The following is a 16,314-nucleotide window of genomic DNA, read 5'->3' on the forward strand; positions in this document are numbered from 1 at the left end:
AGCTGGAGCAGCTTAATAAATTTGATGCTATAGCGGTATTTACATCCGAAGATAAGATCACAATCCTATCCTACGGAACCACCATCCCGGTAGAGATCTTCCCGGTTGGTATCGATTTAACCCGTTACAACCCTGATTTAAGTAAAACCGAATTCCCGAGCCTTTTTTTCCTCGGATCATTGGATTGGCTGCCCAACCGTGAAGGAATAGAGTGGTTTATTGATAATTTTTATAAGGACCTTACCGAAGGCGATCTGCGCGTTAAATTTTACGTGGCGGGCCATAATATCCCCGAGAGTTATGATGACTATGAGGTGATGGGCAAAATATTTATCCAGGGCGAAGTTGATGATGCCTTTGAGTTTGTGAACAGTAAAGCCATAATGATAGTTCCACTTTTATCAAGCGGGGGTATGCGGGTGAAGATTGTAGAAGGCATGGCCATGCAAAAATGCATCATATCTACCTCATTAGGGGCCGAAGGCATCAACTTTACCAATGGAGCCAATATTATGATTGCTAATAACCAACAGGAGTTTTACGAAGCAATTGAACGCTGTATTACCGATGAGGAATTTTGCTGTAATATTGGTTTAAACGCCCGTAAACTGGTAGAGCAGCAACATGATGTAAACAAAGTAACCAAAGGGCTGGTTAAGTTTTATCAAAATTTGGGATCATCCCCGGAAARGATCGTTGCAAAAAAGTCTCCACAACCCGGAGAGATTTAGAAGCTACCGCTTATTTCCCCGGGAAATAATTACTTTTGCGCCTTATTATACAGTTTGCATGAAGAATACTGCTTTAACCGATATCCATATAAAAACAGGCGCCAAAATGGTGCCCTTTGCCGGCTACAACATGCCCGTACAATATGCAGGCATAAATGCCGAACACGAAACCGTACGCAAGGCTGTTGGCGTATTTGACGTGAGCCATATGGGTGAGTTTATTTTGAAAGGCGATAACGCGCTCGACCTGATACAAAGGGTTACCAGTAACGATGCTTCAAAACTGTACAATGGCAAAGTACAATACTCATGCCTGCCAAATGAGGATGGTGGTATAGTTGACGATTTGCTGGTTTATCGTATTGACGAGAAAACCTACATGCTGGTGGTTAACGCATCAAATATTGATAAGGACTGGAACTGGATCTCAAAATTTAATACCACGGGCGTTGATATGAAAAACATATCCGATCGTACCTCGCTGCTGGCCATTCAAGGCCCCAAAGCTGCCGAAGCCCTGCAAGGTCTTACCGATATTGACCTGGTATCGATGGAATACTATACTTTTAAAAAGGGAACATTTGCCGGCGTTGATAATGTACTGATCTCGGCTACGGGTTATACCGGCGCGGGTGGTTTTGAAATTTATTTCGAAAATCAATATGCAGAGCAGATCTGGGATGCTATTTTCAAGGCAGGCGAACCACTCGGCATAAAGCCAATTGGTTTGGGCGCCCGCGATACTTTACGTTTAGAAATGGGCTTTTGCCTGTACGGTAACGATATTGATGATACTACTTCGCCTTTAGAGGCCGGCCTGGGTTGGGTAACCAAATTCAATAAGGATTTTACCAATGCCGAAGCGCTGCAAGAGCAAAAACAAACAGGGGTAAGCAAAAAGCTGGTAGGTTTTGAAATGATAGATCGCGGCATCCCACGTCATGATTACCCTATTGTTGATGCTGATGGTAATAATATAGGCAAGGTAACATCAGGCACACAATCCTACTCGCTGCAAAAAGCCATAGGCCTGGGTTATGTAAAAACCGAATTTGCCAAAGAAGACACCGAAATTTACATCAGCATAAGGGATAACAAGGTAAAAGCAAAGGTTGTAAAACCGCCTTTTTATAAAGCCTAAGCCCACTAACCCCCTGAAGGGGGAACTATAAACAGTAGTTTCTCTTTCAATTACTAATTTAAAAACTATGTCAAATAATACCGATACCCAAACTCCCCCTTCAGGGGGTCGGGGGGCACACGTTTGCCTTACTCCTGCTTTAATACCGCTCTTCAAAGTTGAAGAGCACATTGTAGTGGTTATTGATATTTTCAGGGCAACATCATCTATATGTTATGGTATTGAAAATGGTGCTGAGGCTATTATCCCGGTATCACAGGTTGAGGAGTGTTCCGCGTATAGAGAGAAAGGGCTGGATTACCTTTTGGCAGCAGAACGCGACGGAAAAGTAGTTGATGGTTTTGATTTTGGCAATTCGCCATTCTCCTACGCTGCCGAAAAAGTAGCCGGAAAAACCATAGTGCTTACTACCACCAACGGCACCCATGCCCTGCATTTATCGCGCGCAGCGAAAAGAATTGTGATAGGCTCGTTCCTTAACCTTACAGCGCTTAGCGACTGGTTAAAAACGCAGGACGAAAACATATTGCTGGTGTGCGCGGGCTGGAAAAACAATTTCAACCTGGAGGATACCCTGTTTGCCGGTGCCGTTATTGAACAATTAAAATTAAACGGCTTTGAGCTGGATGATGCCGCCATCGCCGCAAACGACCTTTACCAGTTAGGCAGGCACAACATTAACGATTACCTTAAAAAAACATCCCACGGCGAGCGAATGAAAAAATTAGGCATCGAAAAAGATATTGAGTTTTGCCTGCAGGTAGATATTACCACCGCCATCCCGGTTTTAGATGGTGAGCGCTTGGTGAAATTGGGGTAAATTATATTCAACAATGAATATCATGCAGGTGCAGAAGAAGGCAGAACTTAGGCTGCCTTCTTCACCCCTTTCTTTCTCCACCTTTTAAATATCCAGTAAAAAATAATAGCAATAAATATAATGGGCCAAATCATAACTGTGTTAAAAAACAGGCTTTGCAGTATGTTCCAACCATCATAAACAGCGGTTTTAAATTTATAACTAAATGCCTCGTCGGCAATCTGGGCTGTTTGTTTATTGTAAAAAACAATATCCAGCGAACTATAGGCAACCTGCCTGCTCAAATAATTCAATTGCCCCTGGGTCGATTCTATATCGGTACGGATCTCGGAAAGCTTATCCTCAATCTGTAAAAGGTCGCTTGTTTTGGTCGATTTCTTGAGTAGCTCCAGGTAACGGCTTTCGAGCAGTTGCTTGTTTTTAAGCTGGGTGGCTATATCAATAAACTCGGTAGTAACATCTCTTCTGCGAATATTTTTGGTATCGATATGGTCGGCATCGGCAGATAATGCCTCCAGGAACGTGTCGAAATTTTTGGAGGGGATCCGAATTTTCAGATCATATTGTTTTTGATTGTTATCACTATTTGTAGTTTCATTTTCTTCGGCAACATACCCGCCAAAGCTTTTTAATGAACTAACTATTTTTTCCCTGGTAGCTTTCAGATTCCCCGCCTGGAAACGGATCTCGCCCTCCTTAATTATTTTTTTAGATGTGTCAACGGTTTCTTTGCTATCAGGCGCCTTTTTGTCATAAGCTTTTTCATAAGCGGCTTTGCTTTGGTTTACAGATGGTTTGGGGGCCAACATCATATCCGTTGCCACTTCTTTCTGTTTTACATCTTTATGCCCACAGGCAGAAAAAGTCAACAATAAAGTAAATGAAATGAGATAAATTTTCATAATAAGGTAATTTAGTTATTGAGAATAAACGAAACCTGCCTTATTATATTATGCAAATTCAAAATAAACAAAATTTAATTTTGTTTAAAATAAATAAATCAATGCATAATTTCAAAAAACATCATTTCAGCTTCTCATTATTTCTGTGCCGGTCGGCATCGCGGATGCTTTTCTTTTCCATATTTTTTTCAAGCGCATCGGTAAGGTCGATACCGGTTTGGTTAGCCAGGCATATCAATACAAACAGCACATCTGCCATTTCATCAGCCAGGTTAACCTCCGTATCTGATTTTTTGAATGATTGCTCACCATACTGCCTCGCCATAATGCGGGCCACCTCGCCCACTTCCTCCATCAAAATAGCCGTATTGGTAAGCTCATTAAAATACCTGATACCCATGGTATTTATCCACTTATCTACAAGATGCTGTGCTTCTTTAATTTCCATAACACGAATTTAAATAAACACGAATTTCACGAATTAAATCGAATTGTCCCGAACGTTATGAAACACGAATGTTATAAACACGAATTTCACGAATGGAGCGAATTGCCACGAATCAATTCGGATGGATTTTTCGAATTAAAGGGGGAGATTACACGAATTTTAAATAAAGACGAATGTCACGAATTAATTCGAATTGATACAAATCTGATTGGTAAAAGGCTTTACTGACACGAATTTTAATGATTGGGCGAATTGGTACGGTTCTGAGTTCAGGGCTTCAGGTAAAATGGGTGGTGGTTTTTATTCGCTACTAATCCGCTTGAATTCGTGAAATTCGATCCAATTTGTGAAATTCGTGTCCATAAAATTCATGTCTATATGAGAGCAGTATTACAACGGGTTATCGAAGCAAGTTGCAAAGTTGATGGCCGGGTTACCGGGCAAATAGGCGCCGGTTTTTTGGTATTGATAGGGATTGAGGATGCAGATGCCGAAGACGACCTAAACTGGCTGGCCAATAAAATTGCCGGTATGCGTGTTTTTGGTGATGAGAATGATTTGATGAATAAAGCATTGGCTGATATTAATGGGGATATCCTGCTAATATCGCAGTTCACGCTGTTTGCTCAAACCAAAAAAGGAAACCGCCCATCATTTATTCGCGCCGCCAAACCCGATAAGGCAATACCTATGTATGAACAGATGATAAAAACACTGGAAATTATCACGGGTAAAAAAGTAGCTACAGGGATTTTTGGGGCCGATATGAAGATTAGTTTAGTGAATGATGGGCCGGTGACTATTGTAATGGATACAAAGGATAAAGAATAGACACGAATTTATTTATCGCTGAATTAGTGAAATTCGATTCAATTAGTGAAATTCGTGTATAATTATATGGCTGAAATACTATTCAAGGACGAATCTTTTAAAATAATTGGCGCTTGTTTTGAAGTTCATAAGATATTGGGGCATGGATTTAAGGAAGCTGTTTATAAAGATGCCCTGGAGTTTGAGTTTAAACGATTAGGTCTCCCATTCGAGAAAGAGAAACCATATTCCATTATCTACAAAGAGCAAAAGCTCAAACACTTTTTTGTTGCAGATTTTGTATTATATAACACGATCATCCTTGAAATTAAAACAGGAAACTATATCGGTGATCCCTATATTAAACAAACTCTCAACTATTTAAAAGCCTCGGGCTTAAGATTAGGTATTGTAATAAATTTCGGCTCCCCCTCGGTAGAATATCAAAGAGTAATCATATAATATCCCCTTTAATTCGAAAAATCCATCCGAATTGATTTGTGTCAATTCGTTCCCATTCGTGGAATTCGTGTCCATAAAATTCGTGTCAATAAGATTTGTGTCAATTCGATCCAATTCGTGAAATTCGTGTGCATAAAAATCCTTAAGTTCGCAACCGCTATTATTTTATTTTACTAATAGGTTCACAATGACGACTAAAAGAGGCTTCACAACTACCCTGCTACACTCCGACCGCTTAGGCAAACCTGAGCACGGTTCTTTACATAAACCCGTTCATACTTCGGTTACTTACGGGCATGAGGATGTGCAGGACCTGGTAGATATTTTCCAGAATAAAAAGAAAGGTTACGCATACTCACGCCAGGGCAACCCTACAGTTACCGCGCTGGAGCACAAAGTAACCCAGATGGAAAAAGGCTTATCCTCTGTTGCGTTTTCAACCGGCATGGCAGCTATTTCGGCTACCATAATGGCGCTTATTAAGCATGGGGACCATATTGTTGCCAGCTCATTCCTGTTCGGAAACAGCCGCAGCATCTTTCAAACTTATATCGATATGGGTTTGGATATCACTTTTGTTGATGCTACCGATGCAGAAAATGTACGCGGCGAAATTAAAGATAACACTAAGCTTGTTTTTGTTGAAACAATAGCAAACCCGGCTACACAAATAGCCGATCTGGAAAGCATTGGCGAAATTTGCCGGCAAAAAGGCATTTTATATGTGGTTGATAATACCATGACCTCGCCTTACCTGTTTAATCCCATTGATGTTAAAGCCAGCCTGGTTATCAACTCATTAACCAAATACATTGGCGGCCATGGCGATGCCCTGGGTGGCAGTGTTACCGATACCGGTTTATTTGACTGGAGTGTATACCCTAATATTTTCCCCGGCTTTAAAACCCAGGTAAAACCCGAAGCCCTGGGCATGACGCAGGTACGTAAGAAAGGTTTACGTGATGCCGGCGGCACATTATCGCCAGAAGCTGCTCATTCTATCTCTGTAGGATCAGAGACCCTGGCCTTACGTTTAGAACGAGCCTGCAACAACGCGTTGGCATTGGCTACTTATTTTGAAAGCCATCCAAAAATAAAAAAGGTGTTTTATCCGGGACTGGTAAACCACCCGCAGCATGATAGGGCCGCAAAACTATTTACCAAATTTGGTGGATTGATGAGCATCGAACTGGATGAAAGTATTGATTGCCTCGCTTTTTTAAACAAGCTGCAGCTTGTAGTAAAATCAAGTAACCTGGGCGATACACGAACGCTTGCTATCCCGGTAGCGCAAACCATATTTTTTGAGCTCGGCGCCGAAAGACGGGCCGAAATGGGCATTCCCGAAACCATGATCCGTTTATCGGTTGGTATTGAAGATTTGGATGATCTGGTAGAAGATTTTAGGAACGCGTTGGAGTAGATAGTTTTAATTGCTACATTGCTATAATGTTTAACTACGCAGAAATAGCTGCAGATATTGGCGTTAAATCATATATCCGTAAATTCTGGATAGTTAATAACCTGCATAATCCTCTTTTTACAGATGGATTATACGCATTGCCAAACGGTAGCTTCACATTGGCTTTTATTAGCGGAAACGGGGCTTTAATAGAAACAGGCAGTAATGAAGTTAATTTAAAACCAGGCATTTATTTTGTTGGACAGATAACCCAAAGAATAAAATTAAGTATCAATCCGTTTTCAAAAGCTATAATGGCCCAGATATCTCCCTGGGCTGCTTCGTTATTTACCCAATGCCCGCAAAATGAATTAACAGATCAGATTACTGAAGTTAAACTGCTTAACAAAAAGCTGTATGAGGTATTAAATAACCTGGATATTACAGATGATACCGTATTAATCAAAGCCATATACAGCGTAATTGAAAAGGATTTATCAGGCAGTTACGATACAGCTATGATTAAAACTGTTTTTACCCTTTTTAATAGCAGTTTAACCCATTCGCCATTAAAAATGATTGATTTATCCGCGCAGATTGGTTTTTCTAAAAGACATATCGAAAAAAAGTTTAAACAATATGTGGGTCTGTCGCCCAAGGAGACTTATTCTATATTAAAGATCAGGTCTTTAATAAATGAATTGGGCGCAAAGCAATCGCTAACCAGCCTGGCATTTAGATATGGTTATTATGATCAGTCGCACTTTATTAAAAGTTATACAACGATAATGGAAAGCTCCCCGGCCAAGTTTAATAAAACCGACTATATTTTACCATTTAAATTTTAGGCGTTCGCTTTTATACTATTTTCAGGCATCTTATCTTATTATTTTTGAATCGCCTTATTTAAGGTAATTTAATTTATCTCCATGTTAAAAAGTATAATAATCAGGCGTTGCTTATTAGCCTGCTGCTTGTTACTATTTGTTTATAATAGAACTACGGCCCAAATCAACTCCGACTCGCTTACCTATAAATTAAATCAGGCTTTTTTAAAAGACAGCCTACCGGGACTAAGTGTGGTTTTGGTTAATGCGCATAAAGTTATCTATCAAAAAAACTTCGGCTACGCCGATGTGGGCAACAAAATTCCCTATACAACAAGCACCGTTCAAAATATAGGGTCGGTAAGTAAAACGGTAATTGCGGTTGCCTTGATGAAGGCTATCGAACTAAAATATTTTACCCTCGAAACCGATATCAACCAAATTTTACCTTTTAAAGTGATTAACCCCAACCAGCCGGATAGTAAAATAACCATAAGGGAATTGGCCAACCATACGTCGGGTATTATTGATAACCCCGAAATTTACCCCTACACCTACAAATTCTATCCTAAGTTACGTTCGTATGATAGCACGGCGTTCGGCCTGTTGCAGCAATTAGGTTTTGGGGATAAGGTGAAGGATACTACCTTGAAAAGCTTTTTTTATAACTACCTGGCGCAGGAGGGTAAATATTATAACAAGGCAAATTTTGGCCAGGGGCTGGCTGGTAGTGCTTCTACTTATAGTAACATTGGGTCGGCATTAGTGGCTTATCTCATCGAAATTAAGTCGGGATTATCTTATGCCGATTTTACCCGCAAATATATTTTAACGCCGCTAAAAATGTCGCATTCCGGGTGGTCGGTAAGTTCGGTAAATTTAAAAGACCATGCCCGGCTTTATTACGATCAAAGCCGGTGCTTCCCCCTTTACGATTTGCTTACCTATCCCGACGGGGGACTGAAAACATCGGCCGCCGATTTAAGTAAATACCTGATGGCGATGATCAGGGGATACCACGGCGATAAAGCTTTATTAAATCCTCTTTCTTTTAAAACGATGTTTACGCCTCAATTTTCCAAAGAACATCCACCCAAATACATCAATTTAACCTACCGGAATAAAGGCATCTTTTGGAATTTGTATACCAACGGCACTATTGGCCATGATGGTGACGACCCCGGCGTTGGCACGTTCCTGTTCTTTAATCCTGGCACGGGTATGGGAGGCTTGTTTTTAACCAATAAATATTTACCCAATAAACAATTGATAGTTGATATCCTGGTAAAAGCAGCAAGTGGTACGCCGTAATTCCTTTTTCTTGACCCTTCTTTAAGCCCTCGTATCATTCCCATGATAAATGCTCAAATAGCTTTCATAGCGCGATAATTCTATCTCGCCCTCTTCCAAAGCTTCAAGTACAGCACAGCCGGGCTCATTAATATGGCGGCAATTGTTGAACCGGCATTGGTTCATACGCGAGCGCATCTCGGGGAAAAAGTGGCATAGTTCATTTTTCTCTATATCGATGACACCCAGTTCGCGGATGCCGGGTGTATCAATGATAAACCCGCCCTGGGGCAGTTCAAACATTTCGGCAAAGGTGGTAGTGTGCATTCCCTTATCGCTCCATTCGGATACCATATGGGTGCGCAGGTCCAGGCTGGGCAAAAGGGCGTTAATCAGGCTTGATTTACCTACGCCGGAATGGCCCGAAAAAAGGGTTACTTTATCTTTTAAAAGTTCCTGTACTTTATCAATGTTGGTGCCCTCCAACGCCGATACTTCAAAGCAAGGGTAGCCAATTTTTTCGTACACGGCTTTCAGGTCGGCCAGTATCTCCAGTCCTTCGTCGCTAAACAGGTCGAGTTTATTGAAGATCAGCCTGGCAGGGATATCATAGGCTTCGGCTGTAACCAAAAAGCGGTCTATAAACCCTAATGAGGTACGTGGCGAGGCCAAAGTAACTACCAATAGCGCCTGGTCGAGGTTGGCGGCAATGATCTGGGCCTGCTTGCTCAGGTTAATGGCTTTGCGAATAATATAATTTTTACGCTGGTGCAGCTTTATTATCACGCCGTTTTCCTGCTCGGGCTCCATATCAAAATCCACCACGTCGCCTACTGCCACCGGATTGGTGGTAGTGATACCTTGCATCCTAAACTTTCCTTTTATCCGGCAGTCTATTTTTTGCCCGTCGGGTGTTTGCACCTGGTACCAGCTTCCGGTCGATTTTGTAATTAATCCCTGCATTTAGGGGTGCAATTTAGGAAACATAACAGGCATTGAAAAAATAAAACATTTTTAGCTTGCGAATTAGGAAAATATCTATTTACTTTGTCGACATTAAATATGATAGTTAACAACACCATTATTACATCAATTATTACCATCGGCAAAATTACCGGGGGAAGATAATCGTATGGTGTAAAACATAAAAGAAACCAAATGAAAGCCTTCCTCCGCAAAGAGGAGGGCTTTCTTATTAATATTGATACTAACCCAACAATGAAAGTTCTAAAATTCGGTGGCACATCCGTAGGATCAGTTGCAAGCATCCAAACTCTTTTAAACATACTAAAAGATGAAGTTAAAAATGAAGACAAGCCGGTAGTTGTATTATCGGCCATGGGCGGGGTAACCAACCTGCTTGCTGCAATGGCCGAAGACGCCGCCAATGGTAAAGAGTTTACCGCATCATTAGCCGAGCTGGAAAGACGCCATTTTGAAGTGGTAAAAAGCCTGCTTGATGTGCAAAATCAAAACCCGGCCTTTACCCGTTTAAAAATTCACTTTAACCAGTTAGAGGAATTATTGCAGGGTGTACTAACCCTAAGAGAACTTACACCCAAAACCCGCGACCAGGTGTTAAGCTACGGCGAACGCTGCTCAACCATAATGGTGAGCAAAATTGCCGCCCAGTATTTTAAAGAAGTATTGTATGTTGATGCTGCCGACGTAATTAAAACCGACAGTGCTTTTGGCAATGCCAAAGTGAACAMCGAGCTTACGGAGCAACTGATCCGCGGTTTACACCAGGAAAATAAAAATAAAATATTGTTTGTTACCGGTTTTATAGCAGGTAACGATGCCGGCCAAACCACCACTTTAGGCCGCGGTGGCTCTGATTATACCGCTGCTATCTTCGGCGCGGCGCTAAACGCCAAAGAAATCCAGATTTGGACTGATGTAAACGGTATGATGACCGCCGACCCGCGTATGGTTAAAAAAGCGTTTTCCTTAACCGAGCTTACCTATACCGAAGCCATGGAGCTATCTTATTTCGGCGCCAAGGTGATTTATCCGCCAACCATGATCCCGGCATTCCTGAAAAAGATCCCCATCGTTATCAAAAACACTTTTGAACCGGAGTTTGAAGGCACGGTAATCCGCCATGATTGTAAAGCATCAAGCCTGCCTATCAAAGGAATCTCCTCTATCAATAATATCAGCATCCTTAATTTAGAAGGTAGCGGCATGGTAGGAAAATCCGGTTTTAGCGGTCGTTTATTCTCGCTGTTGGCCAGGGAGCAAATCAATATCATTTTAATCACCCAATCGTCGTCAGAACACAGCATCACCTTCGCGGTACAGCCACAGGATACCGAAAAGGCTAAACAGCTGATAGAGCAGGAATTTGAGCTTGAACTCCTGGCCAAAAAACTGGAGCACCTGGTTATCGAAAAAAACCTGGCTATCCTTGCTGTAGTAGGCGAAAACATGAAGCAAACACCGGGCATGTCGGGCAAGTTGTTCCATGCACTGGGCCGAAACGGAGTTAACGTGAGGGCTATAGCTCAGGGTTCATCCGAGTATAATATCTCGGTTATCATATCGGCCCATGACCTGGCTAAGGCGCTAAACGCGGTACACGATGCTTTTTTTGTGCAACTAACCAAAACCCTGCATGCTTTCTGCCTGGGTACCGGCAACATTGGTAAAACACTATTTAACCAGCTGAATGCCCACAGCGAGTATTTAAAAGATAATAATGGCATCCAGGTTAAAATAGCCGGTATCAGCAATACCCGCAAAATGACTTTTAACAGCGATGGTATCTCTTTAGATACCTGGCAAAATGATATCGAAGCTTCACCATACGCTGCCGACCTAAAAGAGTTCATTGATAAAATGAAAGATATGAACCTGCCAAACTGCGTGTTTATTGATAACACCGCCAGCCCTGTACCGGTAGGTTTTTATGAGGAAGTTTTTAAAGCCAATATCTCGGTTATCACCTGTAATAAAATAGGTAACTCGGCCAGCTATAAACAATACCGTACATTTAAAGATACCGCCCGCCGCCATGGTGTCGATTTCTTTTACGAAACCAATGTGGGTGCAGGCTTACCTATCATTAATACACTAAAAAACCTGATGAATAGCGGCGACAGGGTACAACGCATCGAAGCCATCCTATCCGGAACCATATCCTTCATCTTTAATAACTTTAAAGGCGATGCCAATTTTCATGATGTGGTAAAAGAGGCCCAGGAAAAAGGCTATACCGAACCCGATCCGCGCGACGACCTGAGCGGGAAAGATTTTATGCGCAAAATGCTCATCCTTGCCCGCGATGCAGGTTACGCAATGGAAGAGGCAGACGTTGAAATTGAAAGCGTATTACCAAAAGCCAGCCTGGAAGCCAAAACGGTTGATGATTTTTACGCTACCCTTAAAACCGAGGATGCCCATTTTGCAAAACTAAAAGACCAGGCCGAAAAAGATGGTAAAGTATTGCGCTACATAGGCAAGCTGGAGGATGGTAAAGTAACCATCACCCTGCAAATGGTTGATGAAAACCACCCGTTCTACATGCTATCGGGCAGTGATAACATTATATCTTTTACAACCGACAGGTACAAAGAACGCCCGCTGGTAGTAAAAGGCCCGGGCGCAGGTGCCGAAGTAACCGCTGCCGGTGTATTTGCTGATCTGATTAACCTGGGAGCGAATTAGAGCACAGTCCCTCRAGCCCCCTAACCCCCTAAAGGGGGAACTATAGTTTGATATTTATATGGAAGATAATAAGATACAAGATTTAAAACCAACCCCATCGTTAGCTCCCCCTTCAGGGGGGGGGGGGGCGTTCACGTTTTTGCCCCGGCTACCGTTGCCAATGTAGTATGTGGTTTTGATGTGCTCGGTTTCGCGGTTAATGAACCCGGCGACGAAGTGATTATGCGGATGACCAATAAACCGGGCATTACCATTAGCAAAATTACCGGCGACGACGGACGTTTGCCGATGGATCCGGCAAAAAACACGGTGAGCGTGAGCGTGCAGCATTATTTGCAAAGCGTTGGCCGTACCGATATCGGGCTGGACATCGAACTGCATAAAAAAATGCCAATAGGTAGCGGGCTTGGTTCAAGCTCGGCAAGTACGGTAGCAGGTTTGTTCGCCATCAAAACCTTATTGGGCGATGATAGTGATCCGGCTAAACTGTTACCTTTCGCGATGAAGGGTGAAGAAATGGCCTGTGGTCACGGCCATGCCGATAACGTAGCGCCGGCGCTTTTGGGCGGTTTTGTACTCATCCGCAGTTACGAGCCCTTGGATGTTGTGCGTTTGCCACATCCGGCCGGTTTATGGTGCGCCATTGTGTTTCCCGATGTGGATGTGCCAACAAGGGAGGCCCGCCAGATTATCCGTAAAAACATCCAGATGAAGGATGCCGTTACCCAATGGGGTAATATTGCAGGCCTGGTAAGCGGCCTATTTATGAACGACATTGACCTGATAGGCCGCAGCATGAAGGACGTTTTGGTTGAACCCGTACGCTCGATGCTGATCCCCGATTTTTACAAAATGCGCGAAATGGCCATGGAATTGGGCGCGGTAAGCTTCGGCATCTCCGGCTCGGGTCCATCCGTTTTCGCTTTTACAAAAGATGAAGATACAGCCAGGCGCATCACTCAAAAACTGCAAAAGCACTTAACAGGTCTTAAAATTGGTTCGAATGGTTATGTATCAACTATAAATGATGCGGGACCAAGGGTTCTTTAAGTCAAAAGTGAAAATTCAAAAGTCAAAAAGGATGTCATCCTGAGCCTGCCGAAGGACGCGCGCAGAGGCCTGCCACCATGCTTCGACAAGCTCAGCATGACATCCCCAACAAATCCGAAATCGAAATTCCGAATTCCAAAATCAAAATGAAACTCTACAGTACCAACAACATTCAATCAGAAGTATCTTTTAAAGACGCGGTGTTTAACAGCATGCCGCAGGATAAAGGTTTATACATGCCCATCAGCATACCGCGGTTAAGTGATGATTTTATCAGCAATCTGGATAAATATACCCTGCCCGAAATTGCTTTTGAGGCAGCTAAAAACCTTTTAGGCGATTCTATGCCCATAGATGACTTAAAGGCTTTGATTGATGATGCCATCAACTTTGATGCACCTGTTGTAAAACTGGATGATAACGTACATGTACTGGAACTTTTTCACGGACCATCACTGGCGTTTAAAGATTTTGGCGCCCGTTTCATGAGCCGGGTAATGAGCTATTTTTTAGAGGATGGCGAAAAACAACTTGACGTTTTGGTTGCTACAAGTGGTGATACCGGCGGCGCTGTCGCTTTGGGCTTTTTAGGTGTACCTAATACAAGGGTTACTATTTTATACCCAAAAGGCAAGGTAAGCGGCGTACAGGAACAACAGCTAACAACCAATGGTAAAAACATTCGTGCGCTGGAAATAGACGGCACTTTTGACGATTGCCAGGCCCTGGTTAAACAAGCCTTTACCGATGCCGAACTGAATGAAAAATTCCGCTTAACATCGGCCAACTCTATTAATATAGCCCGTTTAGTGCCTCAAACTTTCTATTACTTTAACGCATACGCGCAGCTGTTAAGGCAGGGCGTTAAAAAAGTAGTGTTCTCTGTACCCAGTGGTAATTTTGGCAACATCGGCGCGGGTTTACTGGCCTGGAAAATGGGTTTGCCAGTAGAGAAATTCATAGCCGCCACCAACGCAAATGACACCGTGCCCTCGTTTTTGAAAACAGGTATTTATCAGCCCAAGCCATCGGTAGCAACGCTATCAAACGCCATGGATGTTGGCAACCCGAGCAATTGGGTACGTATTGCCGACCTGTTTAAGGCAGACATGGAAGAGTTGAAGAAATTAGTGGTGGGCTTTACCTATAACGACGAAGAAACTGTAAAAGCCATCAACTGGGTATTTGATACTTATGATTACGTGGTTTGTCCGCATACGGCCATTGCCTGGCAGGCTTTAACAGACTATCAGCACGATCATGGCAGTGCAGATACCGCGGGCGTATTTTTAGCAACTGCCCATCCCTGCAAATTCCCCGATGTTTTTAGTGATGAAATAGCCGCCAAAATTGACGTACCGGCACAAGTGAAAGAGTTAGAATCAAAAACCAAACTCGCAATTGCTTTAACCAAGGATTTTAAAGATTTTAAAGGGTATTTGCTGAACGCTAAGTAATCGAATGCGGTTTAAAAAATCATTTTGATTTCATCCATGGCAACGCTATCCATTTTCGGGTGTAGACGGCTAACCAGCAACATGCCTTTTGACAAAGAAAAATGGCTGGAGCAGGAAGACTGGGACTATCCAAGGCGCGACAATATGATTGATGACCTCATAAAAAATCACAAATTAAAGGGATTGAGCTACAAACAAATGGTAGAATTATTGGGTGATCCTCAAGGCAACGCCCGAGATTCAATTGGTGTTTACTATCGAATTGTGGAGGATTTTGGATCGGATATCGACCCGGTTTATTCAAAAAATCTTTCGATTGAATTTAATAAAGATTCGATTATCAATAAAGTTACGATTGAAGAATGGAAAAAACCGTAACCATTCCTTATAAACTTACAATTCGTAGTTATATTTGATCTGTGAAACCTACTTTAATACTTAACAAAAATATCATCGTCGTGCTTGGCTTAATTATCCTGTCATTTGCTGCTTGTAAACGGCATCAAAAATTCAATAGTGACAACTGGAATGATGGGGATGGCCTGACCTTTAGCTATCGTGCCAATATGGTTGACGATCTGTTGCAAAATCACAAACTAAAAGGTTTAAAATACCAGGAGGTTATTCACCTGTTGCACCGCCCGCAACAGAGCAATCAAAGCCAGATGGTTTATGAAATTGAAGAATTAAACAAGCCCGGAAAACCGCGCTATGTAAAACAGCTTATCCTATCGCTAAAGGACTCTGTAGTAACAGATGCCAAGATTTATGAGCATACTGCTAATAAATAATGCTCTTTATTTATTAAACTGAGGGTTATTTGAAAGCAATCTTTTACTATGATGCACTGTTAGCACATCAATTTTTGATTTATTATTTCAACCATTTGGCCAGGCTTTCTTCAGCTTCTTTTGTTGATAATGTTTCGTCATTATTTGATTGTTCCAAACCAATATCAATTTTATTTAGCAGCATTAGTCTGTCCAGTATATCTTCAAAGCTAAATTCACCCGGCAAATCATTTACTGTTTTTAATACGTCTTCCTTTGTCAGCATGATAAACTTATTTAACAATCTAATTTACTAAATAATTTTTAAAGTGTTTATTTGCTCAAAGCTTTAATAACATGATCAACACTATCATATTCGACCTCGGTGCAGTTTTAATTGACTGGAATCCACATTACGTATACCGTACCATTTTTGATGATGAACAGGAAATGAAGAATTTCCTGGCCACTGTTTGCACATCCGACTGGAATGAAGAACAGGATGCCGGCCGCTCTTTACAGGAAGGTACCGACC

The 16,314-nt window shown here is 42.1% G+C and carries 17 protein-coding genes; 13 read left to right on the forward strand and 4 right to left on the reverse strand.

Going from position 1 to position 16,314, the window contains the following annotated elements; translation table 11 throughout:
- From AC1DPZ_RS10520 to AC1DPZ_RS10530, 3 genes are all read left to right on the forward strand, one after another.
- Nucleotides 1-731: glycosyltransferase family 4 protein (locus AC1DPZ_RS10520; protein ID WP_477402984.1), on the forward strand; the 731-nt coding region annotated here is incomplete at its 5' end.
- A gap of 58 nt (nucleotides 732-789) precedes the next feature.
- Nucleotides 790-1,872 (forward strand): glycine cleavage system aminomethyltransferase GcvT, encoded by a 1,083-nt coding sequence (gcvT, locus tag AC1DPZ_RS10525; RefSeq protein WP_477402986.1) that lies wholly within the window; start codon nucleotides 790-792, stop codon nucleotides 1,870-1,872.
- A 67-nt stretch (nucleotides 1,873-1,939) separates the two neighbouring features.
- Complete coding sequence (locus AC1DPZ_RS10530) at nucleotides 1,940-2,692, forward strand: 2-phosphosulfolactate phosphatase (protein WP_477402988.1); 753 nt, start codon at nucleotides 1,940-1,942, stop codon at nucleotides 2,690-2,692.
- Between the two features lie 47 nt (nucleotides 2,693-2,739).
- Here AC1DPZ_RS10530 and AC1DPZ_RS10535 read toward each other — a convergent pair whose 3' ends face one another.
- Together AC1DPZ_RS10535 and AC1DPZ_RS10540 are read right to left on the reverse strand one after the other, a co-directional pair.
- Nucleotides 2,740-3,594 carry a DUF4349 domain-containing protein gene (locus tag AC1DPZ_RS10535; RefSeq protein ID WP_477402990.1) on the reverse strand — a complete coding sequence of 285 codons (855 nt, stop codon included), beginning with the start codon at nucleotides 3,592-3,594 and terminating at the stop codon, nucleotides 2,740-2,742.
- Between the two features lie 121 nt (nucleotides 3,595-3,715).
- Nucleotides 3,716-4,042 (reverse strand): nucleotide pyrophosphohydrolase, encoded by a 327-nt coding sequence (locus AC1DPZ_RS10540; protein ID WP_477402992.1) that lies wholly within the window; start codon nucleotides 4,040-4,042, stop codon nucleotides 3,716-3,718.
- 378 nt (nucleotides 4,043-4,420) lie between these two features.
- On the opposite strand from AC1DPZ_RS10540, the gene dtd reads away from it, so the two are divergent.
- The 5 genes from dtd (at nucleotide 4,421) to AC1DPZ_RS10565 (ending at nucleotide 8,854) form a co-directional block, all read left to right on the forward strand.
- Nucleotides 4,421-4,873 carry a D-aminoacyl-tRNA deacylase gene (gene dtd, locus AC1DPZ_RS10545; protein ID WP_477402994.1) on the forward strand — a complete coding sequence of 151 codons (453 nt, stop codon included), beginning with the start codon at nucleotides 4,421-4,423 and terminating at the stop codon, nucleotides 4,871-4,873.
- A gap of 66 nt (nucleotides 4,874-4,939) precedes the next feature.
- Nucleotides 4,940-5,314 carry a GxxExxY protein gene (locus AC1DPZ_RS10550; RefSeq protein ID WP_477402996.1) on the forward strand — a complete coding sequence of 125 codons (375 nt, stop codon included), beginning with the start codon at nucleotides 4,940-4,942 and terminating at the stop codon, nucleotides 5,312-5,314.
- Between the two features lie 187 nt (nucleotides 5,315-5,501).
- Entirely contained in the window at nucleotides 5,502-6,737 is a 1,236-nt protein-coding gene (locus AC1DPZ_RS10555) for a cystathionine gamma-synthase family protein (RefSeq protein ID WP_477402998.1), read from the forward strand.
- A 26-nt stretch (nucleotides 6,738-6,763) separates the two neighbouring features.
- Nucleotides 6,764-7,564, forward strand: coding sequence for a helix-turn-helix domain-containing protein (locus AC1DPZ_RS10560; RefSeq protein WP_477403000.1), 801 nt, complete (start codon nucleotides 6,764-6,766; stop codon nucleotides 7,562-7,564).
- A gap of 126 nt (nucleotides 7,565-7,690) precedes the next feature.
- Nucleotides 7,691-8,854, forward strand: coding sequence for a serine hydrolase domain-containing protein (locus AC1DPZ_RS10565; RefSeq protein ID WP_477403002.1), 1,164 nt, complete (start codon nucleotides 7,691-7,693; stop codon nucleotides 8,852-8,854).
- A 21-nt stretch (nucleotides 8,855-8,875) separates the two neighbouring features.
- Here the strand turns inward: AC1DPZ_RS10565 and rsgA are convergent, their stop codons facing one another.
- A complete protein-coding gene (gene rsgA / locus AC1DPZ_RS10570) occupies nucleotides 8,876-9,796 on the reverse strand; it encodes a ribosome small subunit-dependent GTPase A (protein WP_477403004.1) in 921 nt (306 codons plus the stop codon).
- Between the two features lie 255 nt (nucleotides 9,797-10,051).
- Here rsgA and thrA point away from each other — a divergent pair, with 255 nt between their 5' ends.
- From thrA to AC1DPZ_RS10595, 5 genes are all read left to right on the forward strand, one after another.
- Entirely contained in the window at nucleotides 10,052-12,502 is a 2,451-nt protein-coding gene (gene thrA / locus AC1DPZ_RS10575; protein ID WP_477403015.1) for a bifunctional aspartate kinase/homoserine dehydrogenase I, read from the forward strand.
- Between the two features lie 96 nt (nucleotides 12,503-12,598).
- A complete protein-coding gene (locus AC1DPZ_RS10580) occupies nucleotides 12,599-13,552 on the forward strand; it encodes a homoserine kinase (RefSeq protein WP_477403017.1) in 954 nt (317 codons plus the stop codon).
- Between the two features lie 146 nt (nucleotides 13,553-13,698).
- Nucleotides 13,699-15,009 carry a threonine synthase gene (thrC, locus tag AC1DPZ_RS10585; protein WP_477403006.1) on the forward strand — a complete coding sequence of 437 codons (1,311 nt, stop codon included), beginning with the start codon at nucleotides 13,699-13,701 and terminating at the stop codon, nucleotides 15,007-15,009.
- Between the two features lie 36 nt (nucleotides 15,010-15,045).
- The gene (locus tag AC1DPZ_RS10590; protein ID WP_477403008.1) at nucleotides 15,046-15,387 is read left to right on the forward strand and encodes a hypothetical protein; all 342 of its coding nucleotides are present in this window, start codon (nucleotides 15,046-15,048) and stop codon (nucleotides 15,385-15,387) included.
- A 41-nt stretch (nucleotides 15,388-15,428) separates the two neighbouring features.
- Entirely contained in the window at nucleotides 15,429-15,800 is a 372-nt protein-coding gene (locus AC1DPZ_RS10595) for a hypothetical protein (RefSeq protein ID WP_477403010.1), read from the forward strand.
- An 82-nt stretch (nucleotides 15,801-15,882) separates the two neighbouring features.
- Here the strand turns inward: AC1DPZ_RS10595 and AC1DPZ_RS10600 are convergent, their stop codons facing one another.
- A complete protein-coding gene (locus tag AC1DPZ_RS10600) occupies nucleotides 15,883-16,065 on the reverse strand; it encodes a hypothetical protein (protein WP_477403012.1) in 183 nt (60 codons plus the stop codon).
- Nucleotides 16,066-16,314 lie beyond the last annotated feature (249 nt).

The sequence above is a fragment of the Mucilaginibacter sp. P4_G9 genome (assembly GCF_056400985.1).

Bases quoted from the DNA above. Each gene is read 5' to 3' on its own strand.
- gcvT (WP_477402986.1), top strand. From the start codon at position 790: ATGAAGAATACTGCTTTAACCGATATCCATATAAAAACAGGCGCCAAA.
- AC1DPZ_RS10530 (WP_477402988.1), top strand. From the start codon at position 1,940: ATGTCAAATAATACCGATACCCAAACTCCCCCTTCAGGGGGTCGGGGG.
- AC1DPZ_RS10535 (WP_477402990.1), bottom strand. From the start codon at position 3,594: ATGAAAATTTATCTCATTTCATTTACTTTATTGTTGACTTTTTCTGCC.
- AC1DPZ_RS10540 (WP_477402992.1), bottom strand. From the start codon at position 4,042: ATGGAAATTAAAGAAGCACAGCATCTTGTAGATAAGTGGATAAATACC.
- dtd (WP_477402994.1), top strand. From the start codon at position 4,421: ATGAGAGCAGTATTACAACGGGTTATCGAAGCAAGTTGCAAAGTTGAT.
- AC1DPZ_RS10550 (WP_477402996.1), top strand. From the start codon at position 4,940: ATGGCTGAAATACTATTCAAGGACGAATCTTTTAAAATAATTGGCGCT.
- AC1DPZ_RS10555 (WP_477402998.1), top strand. From the start codon at position 5,502: ATGACGACTAAAAGAGGCTTCACAACTACCCTGCTACACTCCGACCGC.
- AC1DPZ_RS10560 (WP_477403000.1), top strand. From the start codon at position 6,764: ATGTTTAACTACGCAGAAATAGCTGCAGATATTGGCGTTAAATCATAT.
- rsgA (WP_477403004.1), bottom strand. From the start codon at position 9,796: ATGCAGGGATTAATTACAAAATCGACCGGAAGCTGGTACCAGGTGCAA.
- thrC (WP_477403006.1), top strand. From the start codon at position 13,699: ATGAAACTCTACAGTACCAACAACATTCAATCAGAAGTATCTTTTAAA.
- AC1DPZ_RS10590 (WP_477403008.1), top strand. From the start codon at position 15,046: ATGGCAACGCTATCCATTTTCGGGTGTAGACGGCTAACCAGCAACATG.
- AC1DPZ_RS10600 (WP_477403012.1), bottom strand. From the start codon at position 16,065: ATGCTGACAAAGGAAGACGTATTAAAAACAGTAAATGATTTGCCGGGT.